This window comes from Sphingopyxis sp. H053 (assembly GCF_001468225.1).
Taxonomy (GTDB): Bacteria; Pseudomonadota; Alphaproteobacteria; order Sphingomonadales; family Sphingomonadaceae; genus Sphingopyxis.
In genome coordinates this window covers 25,145-39,454 of sequence record NZ_LNRU01000020.1, presented here as the reverse complement: position 1 = coordinate 39,454, position 14,310 = coordinate 25,145, and the positions used below count along the sequence as shown (strand labels likewise).

Sequence of the window (14,310 nt, the reverse complement as noted above, 5' to 3'; positions counted from 1 at the left end):
GCATCAAACGCCGCCATCACCAGCGCCGCCTCGTCCACATGCCCGAACGGACGGTCCGCCATATAATCCGCCGACGGCGCGCGGCGCAGGACATAGCCTCCCTCGCCCAATCGAACGCAAAGCTCTCCATGTTCGCGCCGCCCGACAAACGCGTCAGGCCCGACAAAACGCCAGCTCCGACAACGCGGGTCATCAACGCTGGGAGAAAGTCAGGAAGCGAGGTCATGCCGCGATGGTGCGGACTAAGCGGAGCGAGCGCAAGCCGACAATCGCGTCAGGATAGCCGGCGATCAAGAAAGAAAAAATGCTGCCTCAAGGAACTCCAAATTCACAGGAATGTTACAAGGCGCCCCACGACACATAGTCCTCAACATGGACATTGGGCCGGCGAAAGCTCGTAAAACTCATGCTGGCGGAGAGGTCGAGCGCTTCGATCTGATGCCACCAGCCGACGGGCAGGAAGATGGCCTCGCCCGGGCCGATGACTGTTTCGAGCACCGGTGGTACGGCCGAATCGCCACTGCCGGCGAGTAGCGCTTCATTGCCCCAGTCGGAGAAACAGTGGCGGCTGTTGCGCATCCGCGCGAACGCCCACGGCGGCGCCATCCGCACATGCTTGCGCCCGATCACCTGCACGAGCAGATTGTTGGTGAGGTCGTGATGCCAGGGGGTGAGCGTGCCCCTGGGCCCGAGCCAGAAGAAACCGTCGCGCGCCCGCGTATCGTCGAGCAGCGCGATCGGCGCCAGATCGTCCCACAAGGGAGCGAGCGCGGCGGCGTTGGTGCCGCTGTTGTAGGCGGTGAGATAGACGTCATTGCTCGCCTCGTCCTTGCGGAGCCAGTCGGTCAGTTCGCCGAAACGGACGAGGCGGCGATGATCGTCCTTCGCCAGTTCATAGTCGGGGTCGCGCTCGCGCTCGACCTGCGCCTCGACGACGGCATCGCCCGCGGCCGCGGCGAAATGGTCGAGCGACCAGCGCGTCAGCGCCGGCCAATGATCGACGATACCCGTCAGCTTCGCGGGCCGGTTGACCTCATAATAATGGCGATAGAAATGCCCGGCATCGGGCGCAGCGAGCGTGTCGAGCGCGAAGCCGCCTTCAGCCTCACGCGCCAGCCGCTCCTGATTGGCGAGCAGCCAGCCCTGCTTCGCCATCCGCGCCGCCTGGCGCCGCAGCATCGCCGCCATCGGATCCCTGGCGAGCCGGTCGACCTCATATTTCGCCGCCGCCGCCGACACGCCCGCGGCGGCAAGGCGCGCGTGCAGCGCGCTATCGTCATCGCCGGCCGCAAGGCCTTCGGCGAGCAGGGTGCGTTTGTCGGGTTGAGACATCGAAGAAAACTCCTCGCGCCGCTCAAGGGCATCGCGATGACAAAAGGATGACAGCGCCAGGCGGCCGACTAGTCGCCCGCGGGGCCCCGATAGTCCGGCCCATAGACCGCGGCGCGAAAATCGCGGTGGAGCGTACCGTCATAGGGGATGGTCTGGACGAAGAAGACCGCGGTCAGCCTGTTCGCCGGATCGACCCAGAAAAGGGTCGATGCCATGCCGTCCCAGAAATATTCACCCGTCGCGCCGCGGCTTTCTTCGGCAGTCAGTGGCTGGCCGTTGCGCACTGCGAAGTCGAAGCCAAAACCGACATGGCCCTTGCCGGGGAGCCACGCGCGTTCGGTGATCGCCGGGTCGAGCTGGTCGGTCGCCATCAGCTTGACGGTCGAGGGTTTGAGGATGCGCGCGCCGTCGAGTTCCCCCTTGTTCAGCAACATGCGCGCGAAGCGTTGATAATCGTCGAGCGTCGAGGCGAGGCCGAAGCCGCCGGGTGTCAGCGCATGGTCCCTGAAATTCAGCACCTGCGCCTCGGCCGCGGCTTGCTGAACCAGCTTGCCGTCCGTCTTCACATTCATCGCCGCGAAGCGCGGCAGGCGCGCGTCGGGCTGGCGCCACGCGGTGTCCCGCATTTTGAGCGGTTCGAAGATATGCGCGCGGACATAGTCGGCGAAGCGCTGGCCCGAGAGCTTCTCGACGAGCGCCGCCTGCACATCGACCGCGATGCTATATTCCCACTGCGTGCCCGGCTGGTACAGCAAAGGCACGCCCGCGAGACGCTTGCTCGCCTCGGCAAGGGGGATTGTCAGTGCGAGCGGTTCGGCCGCGACATAGGCGTCATGTGCGGGCGTCGGCCCGGCGCCATAAGCGAAACCCGCGGTGTGGCGCAGGATGTCGCGGATAGTGATCGGCCGATCGGTGGGCACGTAACGCGGCTGACCCGCGGCGTCCTTGCCCGCATAGACACGCATGTTCACATATTCGGGGAGATATCTGGACAGCGGATCGTCGAGATGGAACTTGCCCGCTTCCCACAATTGCATCAGCGCGACGCCGGTGACCGGCTTGGTCATCGAATAGATTTGCGCGATCGTGTCGCGGCGCATCGGGCGCTTCGCTTCGCGGTCGGCCATGCCGGCGCTGCCGAAATAAACCTCGCGCCCGTCCTGCCAGATCAGCGCCGAAGCTCCGGCGGCGCGGCCGTCGGCGATCATCGCCTTCAGCGCCGCATCGATCCGCGCCTTGTCGATCGTTACCACTTCGCGCAGCGCCGCCTGCGCGTGCAGCGGCGGAGCGCTCGCCGCCAGGCCCGCACTCGCCATCATCATCGCCAACGCCAGTCGCTTGCCGCGCATATCGCCTCTCCCCTGCCCGGGCGTCCGCCGGGTCCGGCGCGCATCACATGGGATCGGGCGCGACAGGTCAACCCGAATAGGTCTGCGCAAGCCTATTCGGTCGCGGCGGCTTCCGCCACGGGCGTCTCTACCGCCGTGAGACTGCCATTCTGGATCAGCCATTGCGGATAGCCCGCCTGCACCGCCGCGATGATGCGGTCGACCGCGGCGGCGACCTGCTCGCCCTCCGCCTCGCGGTCGCGCTGAACGACGACGCGCCGCGCCTGCGCGTCGATCAGCACGCGTTCGCGCGCGACAAGCTCGCCGACGGTCAGACCGGCGAGGATTTCGCGGCTGTCGTCTTCGCGTTGCTCGAGCGTCGCGATGCGCTGGTTCAGCCGTTCCTCGAACTCCACCGCGGCGTTGGTCTGCTGGCGCAACTGGGCGATGCTGACGCGCACGTCGCGTTGCACCTTGGCCCGCACGGCCCGCGCCAGATTGGCGTTGAGCTGCGCGGCATATTGACCGACGAGCACGACGCCATCGACTGCAATTTCGTCATTTTCGACCCGGACGTTCAGGCTGTCGACGCGATCGTCCTTGCCGAGCAGGCGATTGAGTTCGGTCTGTACGGTCGTGCGCGCGCCGATTTCGCGGACGATATTGTTGAGCGACAGCGCAAGCGGGATCGACAATATGCCGAGCGCCGCAACGATGCCGACGGCCTGCACCGCCGTATGCTGGCGCGTGAGCGATGGCCCGAAATGATTGAGCCGCGCAACGATCGTCGCCGCAAAGGCAATAGCAAGCGTGTTGGTCAGGAACAGGAGCGCCGCGCCGAGCGCGAAATCCATCCGCCCCGTCACCAGCCCGAAGCCGACCGTCGACAGCGGCGGCACCAGCGCCGTCGCGATCGCGACGCCGACCATGACGCCCGACAGCTTGCGCATGATCGCATAAACGCCCGCGATGCCGCCGACCACCGCGACGCCGAGGTCGAGGAGGGTCGGCTGGGTTCGCGCGCGCAGTTCGGGGGTGACGTCCTTGATCGGCGACAACCAGATGATCAGCATCGCGACGAGGATCGCGACCGCCATCCCGGCGGCAAGCGTCACCAGCGAACGGCGGATCAGATTGCTTTCGATGGTCGCCAGACCAAAGCCGATCCCCATGATCGGCCCCATCAAAGGCGATACCAGCATCGCGCCGATCACGACCGCGGTCGAGCTTTGCAACAGGCCCAGCGTCGCGATCGCCGCGGAAAGGATGATCAGCAGCAGGAATTTCTTGTCGAGCCGCGCATCGCGCGCGACGCTCGCCAATATCAACGAGCGATCGAGAGCCTCTTCGCCCCCGATCGCTTCGCTGTTTTCGTCATCCGGGCGCGACGCCGAGCGCGTGGCGCGGCGCCCGCCGGCGTTGAACGGCGCGTCGCCCAGTCCGGGCACGCCGGGGTGATCGCCAGCCACGGCGGATCAGATCTTGCCGGTCAGCTCGGGAACGGCGTTGAACAGATCGGCGACGAGGCCGAAGTCGGCGACCTGGAAGATCGGGGCGTCTTCGTCCTTGTTGATCGCGACGATCGTCTTCGAATCCTTCATGCCGGCGAGATGCTGGATCGCGCCCGAGATGCCGATTGCGAAATAGACCTGCGGCGCGACGATCTTGCCAGTCTGGCCGACCTGATAATCGTTGGGGACATAGCCCGCATCGACCGCGGCGCGCGAAGCACCGAGCGCAGCGCCGAGCTTGTCGGCGAGCGGGACGATCACTTCCTGATATTTCTCGGACGAACCCAGCGCGCGGCCACCCGACACGATGATCTTCGCCGAGGTCAGCTCAGGACGCTCCGACTTGGCTATTTCGGCGCCGACAAAGCTCGAGATGCCGGCATCGCTGCCCGCGCCCACGGCTTCGACGGTGCCCGAACCGCCCGAGGTCGCGGCCTTGTCGAACGCGGTGCCGCGAACGGTCAGGACCAGCTTCGCATCCGACGATTCGACGGTCGCGATTGCGTTGCCGGCGTAGATCGGGCGGGTGAAGGTCTTCGGACCCTCTACCGACAGGATTTCCGAAATCTGCATCACGTCGAGCAGCGCAGCGACGCGCGGCGCGATATTCTTGCCGGTCGTCGTTGCGGGCGCGAGGAATGCGTCGTGGCTGCCCATCAGGTCGGCGACGAGCGGCGCGACATTTTCGGGCAGGTTGTGACCGAAAGCGGCGTTGTCGGCGACATGGACCTTGCCGACACCAGCGATCTGTGCGGCTTCCTTGGCCACCGCATCAACGCCCGAACCGGCGACAAGCAGATGGACTTCGCCAAGCTTCGACGCGGCAGTGACGACCGCAAGCGTGGCGTCCTTGACGGCCTTGCCGTCATGTTCGACCCAAACCAGAGTTTTCATGAGTGCACTCCCAGCGCTTTCAGCTTGGCAACCAGTTCATCGACATCGGCGACCTTGACGCCGGCCGAGCGGACGGGCGGTTCCGAAACCTTGACCGTCTTGACGCGCGGGGCGGTGTCGACGCCGTAATCGGCGGGGGTCTTGGTATCGAGCGGCTTCGACTTCGCCTTCATGATGTTCGGCAGCGAGGCATAACGCGGCTCGTTCAAACGCAGGTCGGTGGTGACGATCGCGGGAAGCTTGAGCTTCACCGTTTCGAGGCCGCCATCGACTTCGCGCGTCACACTGACGCTGTCGCCATCGACGTTGACCGCGCTGGCAAAGGTGCCCTGCGCCCAACCGGTCAATGCCGCGAGCATCTGGCCGGTCTGGTTGTTGTCGTCGTCGATCGCCTGCTTGCCAAGGATCACGAGACCCGGCTGTTCGGCGTCGGCGATTGCCTTGAAGATCTTCGCGAGCGCGAGCGGCTCGACCGCATCGTCGGTCTGCACGAGGATCGCGCGGTCGGCGCCCATCGCGAGCGCGGTGCGCAGCGTTTCCTGCGCCTTGGCCGGGCCGACGGAAACCGCGATGATCTCGGTCGCGACGCCCTTTTCCTTCAGGCGAATCGCTTCTTCGACACCGATCTCGTCGAACGGGTTCATCGACATTTTGACATTGGCAAGGTCAACGCCGGTGCCGTCGGACTTGACCCGCGGCTTGACGTTATAATCGAGCACCCGCTTGACGGGGACGAGGATTTTCATGGCTTGCAAAGCTCCTCTCAACAAATTGTGCACTGCGCCATAATTGCGGTTTACGTAAACGTCAACCTCACCCCTCCCCCTCACGGTGGGGAGGGGTGGTCGAGGAGTCAGGCCGCGCGGACTTCTGCGACGATTTTCTTCGCCGCATCGCCCAGATCATTGGCCGCAACGATCGGCAGGCCCGAATTGGCGAGGATATCCTTACCCTGCTGGACATTGGTGCCTTCGAGACGGACGACGAGCGGAACCGAGAGGTTCACTTCCTTCGCCGCGGCGACGATGCCCTCGGCGATGATGTCGCACTTCATGATGCCGCCGAAGATGTTGACGAGGATGCCCTTTACGGCGGGATCCTTGAGGATGATCTTGAACGCCGCGGTGACCTTTTCCTTGCTCGCGCCGCCGCCGACGTCGAGGAAGTTCGCCGGGAATTCGCCGTTGAGCTTGATGATGTCCATCGTCGACATCGCGAGACCCGCGCCATTGACCATGCAGCCGATGTTGCCGTCGAGCTTGATGTAGGCGAGGTCATATTCCGACGCTTCGACCTCGGCCGGATCTTCCTCGGTCAGGTCGCGCAGCTCGGCGAGATCCTTGTGGCGGAACATCGCATTGCCGTCGAACGCCACCTTGGCGTCGAGGACGAGCAATTCGTCGCCGTTCGCGCCTTCGCAGACAGCCAGCGGGTTGATTTCGATCTGCTCGGCATCGGTGCCGAGGAAGGCGGCATAGAGGCCACCAAGCACCTTGGCGGCCTGCTTGGCGAGATCGCCCGACAGGCCGAGCGCCGCGGCGACGCTGCGGCCATGGTGCGGCTGGATTCCCGTGGCGGGATCGATCGTGATCGTGTGGATCTTTTCGGGCGTGTCGTGCGCGACGGTTTCGATGTCCATGCCGCCCTCGGTCGAGGCGACAACCGCGATGCGGCTGGTGGCGCGGTCGACGAGCAAAGCGAGGTAGAACTCCTGCTTAATGTCGGCGCCGTCGGTGATGTACAGGCGGTTGACCTGCTTGCCGGCTTCGCCGGTCTGGATCGTCACCAGCGTGTTGCCGAGCATGTCCTTGGCGTGCGCTTCGACTTCCTCGATCGTCTTGGCGAGGCGGACGCCGCCCTTTGCGTCCGGGCCGAGTTCCTTGAACTTGCCCTTGCCGCGGCCACCCGCGTGGATCTGCGATTTCACGACATAGAGCGGCCCGGGGAGCTGCTTCGCCGCGGCGACGGCTTCCTCGACGGTCATCGCGGCAATGCCCTTGGGGACGGCAACGCCAAATTTCGCGAGCAGTTCTTTTGCCTGATATTCGTGGATGTTCATGAGGTCTGCCGGGCCTTTCGACTCTGTGAAGGGAGAGGATCGGCGCCGCCTAAGCACAAGTTTGGCGCCAATTCTACCCCCGGGTAGCCCCAGATATTCTTGTGCGCGGCAAAGGCTTGCGGCGAGCCGGTCCGTCTTTCGGATGACGCCCCGGGCCCGAGTTGATAATCGGGCACGGTCGAGGGATCGGGATGAGGGACGCGAAGATGCGGATAAAGCTTCTTGTTTTGACATGGTTGACGCTCGCCGGTGCGGTCGCCGCGACGGCACAAGTGAACCAGTCGATCGATGTACAAATCGTCGAGGCGCCCAAAATCGTTCGGATCGGCGACGCCGACCAGCTCGTCTATGAACTCCACCTCACCAATTTTTCCAGCCATCCGCTCGAGCTGAACGCGCTCGCGATCAAGGCAGGCGACACGCCGATCAAGACCTATAGCCGGGACGAACTGCCCACGGCGATCGATCTCGTCGGGCCGCCCGAAGCCAATTCGCGGATCATTCCCATCGGCCGCCGCGCTGTCGTCTATATCGGCGCGCCCGTCCCCGCCGCCTATCTCCGCGGATCGATCTCGCACAGCCTGACGCTGAGCAAGATCGACACCAATGAAGGTGATTTCACAATTTCGGGCGGCACGGCAACGCCGGAGGCCGCCGCTCTGCCCCGCCTGTCGCCGCCGCTGCGCGGCGGCCCGTGGGTCGCGGTGTATGATCCCGGCATGGAGCGCGGGCATCGCCGCGTCTTCTATGCCACCGAAGGATCGGCCACCCTGCCCGGCCGTTTCGCGATCGACTATATGAAGGTCGACACGAAAGGAAAATTGTCGTCGGGCGATGCCAATATCCCGGCGAATCACTATGGCTTCGGCGCCGAGGTGCTCGCGGTCGCAGACGGTACGGTCGTCGCGGTGCGCGACGATGTCCCCGACCCGGCCACCGTATCGGGCAGGCCGAGGCCCGGGATTGCCGACGCCAGCGGCAATTTCGTGATGCTCGACATCGGCGGCGGCCGCATCGCGACCTATGAGCATATGAAACAGGGCGCGCCGGTCGCGGTCGGCGACCGCGTCAAGGCGGGGCAGGTCGTCGGCTTCCTCGGCTTCACCGGGCAGGCGAGCGCGCCGCACCTCCATTTCCACCTCGCCGACCGCGCGTCGATCCTCGGCGCCGAGGGCCAGCCCTATGTCGTCACCTCGCTTACGCGGCTGGGGCAATATGCCACGATCGAAAGCTTTTCCCGTCGCGAAGCATGGCTGCCGGCCGACCGCTCCGAAACGGTGCGGAACAGCTTTCCGCCGCCGAACCTCGTCGTGCGCTTTCCGGGCGATTGAGAATTTAGCGCAGCGCGCAGAGCGCGGCGGAGCTGGTCGACACCGTCAGTATCTCGGGATCCTTGAGCGCGCGGACCTTGCGGAAAAACTGGTCGAGCGACAGGTCGGTGACGCGTTTGTCCTTGAGACTGCCGAGCGCCGACAGGCGGCGAAGCTGGACCAGCGACAGCCGGTCGACCATGCGTTCGGCCATGCACGCCGACATCGCCTTCGACAGGCCGGCATTGTTGAGGCCGGTGCGCAGCCGCGTTTCGGGCGTCGCGCATCCGGCGAGCGCGAGCGCCAGCAGGGCCAGCGGCAGGGCAGCAAGCTTCATCGGGATTACCTTCCGTGATATTCGGCGACGGCCGATGACACCGACTGCATCAAGGCCATGCGCGCGGGAATACCCGACGAGGTGGTGCCCATCATCACGACGATCGCATAGCGCGTGCCATCGGGCGCGGTGGCAATACCGATGTCGTTATAGCCCGCGGTCATACCGCCGAGATTCTGTCCGGTCCCGGTCTTGTGCATGAATTGCCAGCCCGGTGGCAGCCCGGCCTTCAGCCGCCGCGGCCCGCTCCGCGTGCGGCTCATCACGCCTTGCAGATATTCGGTCGATTCGGGCGACAGCAAGGTGCCGCGCGCGAGCCGCGTCAGCGCGCTCGCGATCGCCGCGGGGCTGGCGCCGTCGACCGGATTGGCGAGATAATTGTCCATCGCGGCTTGGCGCGTCGCGGCCGACAGCGCCGCGCGCGCGCTCTCGAAATTGCGGCCGACCGAATAGCTTTGCTGCCATGTCAGCCCCGCGGTCCCCGCCTGCAACAGGCGTTCACCGGGCCCGAAGCGGATCGAGCCGAGATCCTTTTTCGCGATGAAGGCGCGCACGGCGGCAGGTCCGCCGACGGTGCGCAGCAGGCTGTCGTTCGCAAGATTGTCGCTGTGGGTGATCGCGGTTTCGATGAGGTCGCGGACACTCATCGTCACCGATCCCTCGGCGCGGACGCGCGCGGCGAGCGGCTGGTGAAAGACCACCAGATCCTCGGGACCGATGCGGACGCGCTGGTCCATCGTCATCCGGCCCTGATCGACCGCGTCGAGCACCGCCAGCGCCACCCAAAGCTTCGACACGCTCTGCTGCGGGAACAGCTCGCCGCCGCGCTGCGACAGCGACCATTCGCCGTCGATGCGCTGCACCGCGATGCCGGTCTTGCCGGGGAAGGCGCGCCACAGTTCATAGATGCGCTCGTTGAGGCCCGCAGGAGCGCGGCGGAATCCGGGATCGACGGGGCCGGCGGGACGCGGCATCGCCGACCGCACCGGTTGACCGATCGGCACCGTCACCGAACCGGACGGGCCGCGCACTGCCGCTGGCGGCTGCGCGCGCGGCTGCGGAACGATCGCGGCGCTGCTGACGCAGCCCGCAAGCACCGCGGCGCTCATCGACACGGCGAGGAGCGGCTTGCCGGAAAACCTGAACTTCATTCGAACCCCGCACTTGCGACTTTTATATTATCCCGACCCCTCTCGGACTTTTCCTGCGTCACGCAGGCGCGCGGGAGGGGCCAGCGTTTTGCGGTGAATGATTCTTCTGCCGCGACCAATCGCGGAACCGGGCGTATTTCGGGCTCGGGCTTTACGCGCGTGGAATTGTCAGGGTGCTGGCTTTGCGCGCACCATATCGGGGTAAAGCCGCTTGAGCGCCGCGAGCTTGGGCGCGTCCCAGCGCAGGATATAGCCGTTCTTGGGGTTCAGGCGCATGAAATCCTGATGATTCGCCTCGGCGGGATAGAAGCGCTTGTACGCCTCGATCGGCACGACGATCGGTTTCGCGAAATATTTGCCGCCGCCGATCTGCGACAGATAGGCGGTCGCGACCTGGCGCTGGCTGGCGTCGAGCGGGACGATCGCGGCGCGATATTGCGGGCCCGTGTCGGGACCCTGACGATTTTTGAGCGTCGGATCGGCGATCACCGAAAAGAGGATGCGGAGCAGGCTGCCATAGCTGACCTGGCTCGGGTCATAGACGATGCGAACCGCCTCGGCATGGCCCGACTTGCCGTCGTGAGTCCGTTCATATTTGGCGGTCGCGGCGTTACCGCCATGATAGCCCGATTCGACCGAAATCACGCCTTTGACGTTGGAAAAGACGCCCTCAACGCCCCAGAAACAGCCGCCCGCAAGCACCGCGGTCGCGCGTTTCGCGTTGACGGCAGGGTCGACGAGCGGAGCGGGCAGCTTGACGACGCTTTCGGCCTGCGCCGGGGTGCATTGCGCGACGATCGCGCCTGCGACCAGCGCCGTGACGGCGCGAAGCGAAAGGGTGCGCCGCAGCGGCGTCACACCGGGATCGGCAGCGCCGGCTGATTGAGCACGATATAAGTCGCGCCAATCGCGAAGCCAGCGAGCATGGTCAGGAACCAGTCGGAGCGGAGCATGGAGAGCATATGGGCCTCTTTTCATATCTTGTCGATTCGCGGCTTTTGCCGCTTTGGTTACACCGACGATATGGAGCGCCCCGACCAGCCGTGCAGTGATGGCAGTCACCCTTAACGGAAATGACTTACTATCCGGTGAACCGGGCGGTTAACCGCCGTTCAGGTTCAAATAGTTGCCGCCGCTGCGATTACAAGACCGATCGGTACAAAATAATCGTGCGCAGATAGTTTGCGCCGGGGAGGCGTTAGCTGAGCGCCGCGCACGCCTGCTGGATGCGCACGCACGCTTCCTTCAGAACCGCTTCCGACGTCGCGTAGGAGACGCGGAACGCGGGCGACAGGCCGAAGGCGCCGCCGTGCACCGCCGCGACCTTGGCGCTGTCGAGGAAATAGTCGATCAGCGCTTCGTCGCTGTCGATCAGCTTGCCGTCGGGGGTCTTCTTGCCGATGCAGCCCGACGCGTCGGGATAGACATAGAAGGCACCGTCGGGGACGGGGCAGTTCAGGCCCGGCGCGTCGTTGAGCATCGCGACGACCATGTCGCGGCGCTTCCTGAACGCGGCGTTGCGATCGTCGAGGAACTGCTGCGGCCCGCCGAGCGCGGCGGCGGCGGCGGCCTGCGCGATCGAGCAGGGGTTCGACGTCGACTGCGACTGTAGCTTGCCCATCGCCTTGATGATCCATGCGGGGCCGCCGGCATAGCCGATACGCCAGCCGGTCATCGCATAGGCTTTCGAACAGCCGTTCACCGTCAGGATGCGGTCGATCAGGTCGGGGCAGCGCTGCGCAAAGGTGGTGAAGGCGAAATCGGCGTACCAGACATGCTCGTACATATCGTCGGTCATCACCATCACATGCGGATGACGGCGGATCACCTCGCCGAGCGCGTCGAGCTCTTCGCCCGAATAGGCGGCGCCCGACGGGTTCGACGGCGAGTTGAACATCACCCAGCGCGTCTTCGGCGTGATCGCGGCATCAAGCTGCGCCGGGGTGATCTTGTAATTCTGCGCCGCGGTGCCCTCGATGATCACCGGCGTGCCGCCCGCAAAGGCGACGATGTCGGGGTAGCTCACCCAATAGGGCGCGGGGATGATCACCTCGTCACCCTTGTCGACCGTCGCGACCAGCGCGTTGAACAAAGTGTGCTTGCCGCCAACATTGACCGAAATCTGGTCGAGCCCGAATTCGAGGCCGTTGTCGCGGCGGAACTTGCCGCGAATCGCGTCCTTCAGCGCCACGGTGCCGTCGACGAGCGTATATTTGGTCTGCCCATTGCGGATCGCCTCGATCGCCGCTTCCTTGACGAAGTCGGGCGTATCGAAGTCGGGCTCGCCGGCGCTGAGGCCAATCACATCGACGCCCGCGGCTTTCAGCGCCGTCACGCGCGCGGTCATCGCGAGCGTGGCCGAGGGCTGGATGCGGTTGAGGGCGGCGGAGACATGGGGCTTCAGCGACATGACGATATCTTCCGTAGCTTGCGCGGTTCGGGCTGCAAAAGGACAGGAAATTGCGCGCGGCCGCGCCTAAAGCGTCTAACCGATATTCGCAAGCGCGCAGCTTGATAATTTACCTATGCAGCCGGCAGGTCAGCCTATCGCGGATGCCGCAGCGTCCGCCAGCCGTGCGGGGATCAGCCCGCGCAGCGAATTGCCGATAAAGAATCCACTTTCCAGATCGGCGATCCGCAGGTGCGATTCGACCGCGCGCCCCTTGTCGATCAGTTCGGCGCGCAGCACCCCGGGAAGCAGCCCGAGCGCGAGCGGCGGGGTGAGCAGCTGGCCGTCGCGTTCGACGAAGATATTGCTCCAGCTGCCCTCGGTGACGAAGCCGGGCTCGTCGACGAAGACGACCTCGGCCGTGCCGCTCTCGTGCCGCGCCCCGTCATAGGCGGCACGCAGGCTCGTCTTGTGCGTCAGGCGGAAATCGTCGGCGGCCATCGGCGCGGGCCGCACCGCGACGGGCACGGGCAGTTCGGCAAGCCGTGGCAGCGGCGACACCTCGATCGCGAGCGCGCCCGACGGCGCGAGCCGCATCCGCACGCGCGCGGCGCTGCGCAGGCGGAAGGTCGCCGATTGCAGGACGTTGCGCGCGCCGTGCCGATCGAACACGAAGCCCAGCGCCGCGGCGCTCGCCTTCATCCGCGCCAGATGCCCTTCGATCCGCTGGACGCCTTCGACCGGATCGAAGAACATCGTTTCGATGAGGTCGAAGCTTTCCCCCGCTGCGCCCACAAATTCCCCCTTGGCCAGACATTCGCGCCATTCTTCAACCGGTTCGCTGTCGGCGACGATTCCGGAGCCCAGTCCCAGCGTGGCGCAAGCAGGACCGTCCTGCAAGGCGCTTTGCGGTAACAAAAGCGTCCGGATCGCGACATTGAATGCCGCATCGCCCCCCGGCTCGATGAACCCGATCGAGCCTGTGTAAAGCCCGCGCGCCCCCGATTCCAGCTCGTCGATGATTTCCATCGCGCGCACTTTCGGCGCCCCGGTGATCGACCCGCACGGAAAAGCCGCGCGCAACACGTCGACCGCCCCGGCGCCTTCGGGCAGGCGCGCACTGACATCGGAGACGAGCTGGTGGATCGTCGGGAAGCTTTCGACACGGAACAGGTCGGGCACCGCGACCGACCCCGGCACCGCGACGCGCGACAGGTCATTGCGGATCAGGTCGACGATCATCAGATTTTCGGCGCGCTGTTTGGGATCTTCGGCAAGCTCGTGCGCCGCGGCGGCGTCGGCCTCGGGATCGGCAAGCCGCGCCGCGGTTCCCTTCATCGGCCGCGCCATCACCTGCCCGCCCCGCAGCGCGAAGAAGAGTTCGGGCGAGTGCGAGACGATCGCCTGTTCGCCGGTCCAGATCACCCCGCCATAACCCGCGCGCGCGGTGCGGCGCAGCCGTGCATGAATGGCAAGCGGATTGCCGCGCACCGGAACGTCGGCGCGAAAGGTGAAATTCGCCTGATAGATATCGCCGGCGCGGATGAAGCCCAGCACGGCCTCGACAGCGGCCAGATAGTCGGCGCGCGCGACGCGCGGCGCGACCTTGCCGATCCACGCCGACGCCGGATCGGGAAGCAGGCCCGCCACCTTGTCGGCGTCGATCCGCCGGACCTGGTGAAACAACCCGAACCAGCCGAGCGGCGCATCGCCGGTTTCGGCATCGACCGCCCCGCGCCATGCCGGCGCGAGCGCCTTGCCCGCCTCGTACGTCAGATAGCCCGCCGAATGGAGCCCGCGCGCCTGCGCCGCGTCGAGCGCCGAAAGCAGCGCCGGAACCTCGGCCGCGGAATGGGCGGTCAACACCTCGACCGGATCGACGAACAATCGCGCCGCCGCCGCGCCCTCGGCGCGCGCGTCGTCGAGCAGGACGAAGGGCGGACAGCCCGGCCCCGGAAGCGGGATCGCGTCGCCGCCCGTCATCGCGGTATCGTCATCG

General features: G+C 65.6%; 12 protein-coding genes. 1 reads left to right on the top strand and 11 read right to left on the bottom strand.

Annotation, left to right across the window (positions count from 1 at the left end; translation table 11 throughout):
- Nucleotides 1-339: 339 nt before the first annotated feature.
- From ATE70_RS23640 to sucC, 6 genes are all read right to left on the bottom strand, one after another.
- Nucleotides 340-1,332, bottom strand: coding sequence for a cupin-like domain-containing protein (locus ATE70_RS23640; RefSeq protein ID WP_058539943.1), 993 nt, complete (start codon nt 1,330-1,332; stop codon nt 340-342).
- 68 nt (nt 1,333-1,400) lie between these two features.
- On the bottom strand, nt 1,401-2,681 hold the full coding sequence (locus tag ATE70_RS23635; RefSeq protein ID WP_058539942.1) for a serine hydrolase domain-containing protein: 1,281 nt from the start codon (nt 2,679-2,681) through the stop codon (nt 1,401-1,403).
- 92 nt (nt 2,682-2,773) lie between these two features.
- Nucleotides 2,774-4,129, bottom strand: coding sequence for a DUF389 domain-containing protein (locus tag ATE70_RS23630; RefSeq protein ID WP_058539941.1), 1,356 nt, complete (start codon nt 4,127-4,129; stop codon nt 2,774-2,776).
- 6 nt (nt 4,130-4,135) lie between these two features.
- Nucleotides 4,136-5,065, bottom strand: coding sequence for an electron transfer flavoprotein subunit alpha/FixB family protein (locus ATE70_RS23625; RefSeq protein ID WP_058539940.1), 930 nt, complete (start codon nt 5,063-5,065; stop codon nt 4,136-4,138).
- Entirely contained in the window at nt 5,062-5,811 is a 750-nt protein-coding gene (locus ATE70_RS23620; protein WP_058539939.1) for an electron transfer flavoprotein subunit beta/FixA family protein, read from the bottom strand. Before ATE70_RS23620 ends, ATE70_RS23625 begins: the two co-directional genes overlap by 4 nt.
- A 107-nt stretch (nt 5,812-5,918) precedes the next feature.
- Nucleotides 5,919-7,124, bottom strand: coding sequence for an ADP-forming succinate--CoA ligase subunit beta (sucC, locus tag ATE70_RS23615; protein ID WP_058539938.1), 1,206 nt, complete (start codon nt 7,122-7,124; stop codon nt 5,919-5,921).
- A gap of 206 nt (nt 7,125-7,330) precedes the next feature.
- Between sucC and ATE70_RS25725 the strand changes: the two genes are divergently transcribed.
- On the top strand, nt 7,331-8,455 hold the full coding sequence (locus ATE70_RS25725; RefSeq protein ID WP_197411550.1) for a M23 family metallopeptidase: 1,125 nt from the start codon (nt 7,331-7,333) through the stop codon (nt 8,453-8,455).
- Between the two features lie 4 nt (nt 8,456-8,459).
- On the opposite strand, the gene ATE70_RS23605 is transcribed toward ATE70_RS25725, so the two are convergent.
- The 5 genes from ATE70_RS23605 to pabB form a co-directional block, all read right to left on the bottom strand.
- Nucleotides 8,460-8,771, bottom strand: coding sequence for a hypothetical protein (locus ATE70_RS23605; protein ID WP_058539936.1), 312 nt, complete (start codon nt 8,769-8,771; stop codon nt 8,460-8,462).
- Between the two features lie 5 nt (nt 8,772-8,776).
- On the bottom strand, nt 8,777-9,922 hold the full coding sequence (locus ATE70_RS23600) for a serine hydrolase (protein ID WP_058539935.1): 1,146 nt from the start codon (nt 9,920-9,922) through the stop codon (nt 8,777-8,779).
- A 168-nt stretch (nt 9,923-10,090) separates the two neighbouring features.
- A complete protein-coding gene (gene msrA, locus ATE70_RS23595; RefSeq protein WP_058539949.1) occupies nt 10,091-10,771 on the bottom strand; it encodes a peptide-methionine (S)-S-oxide reductase MsrA in 681 nt (226 codons plus the stop codon).
- A gap of 349 nt (nt 10,772-11,120) precedes the next feature.
- A complete protein-coding gene (locus ATE70_RS23590; RefSeq protein WP_058539934.1) occupies nt 11,121-12,332 on the bottom strand; it encodes a pyridoxal phosphate-dependent aminotransferase in 1,212 nt (403 codons plus the stop codon).
- A 129-nt stretch (nt 12,333-12,461) separates the two neighbouring features.
- Nucleotides 12,462-14,294, bottom strand: coding sequence for an aminodeoxychorismate synthase component I (gene pabB, locus ATE70_RS23585; protein ID WP_197411549.1), 1,833 nt, complete (start codon nt 14,292-14,294; stop codon nt 12,462-12,464).
- Nucleotides 14,295-14,310 lie beyond the last annotated feature (16 nt).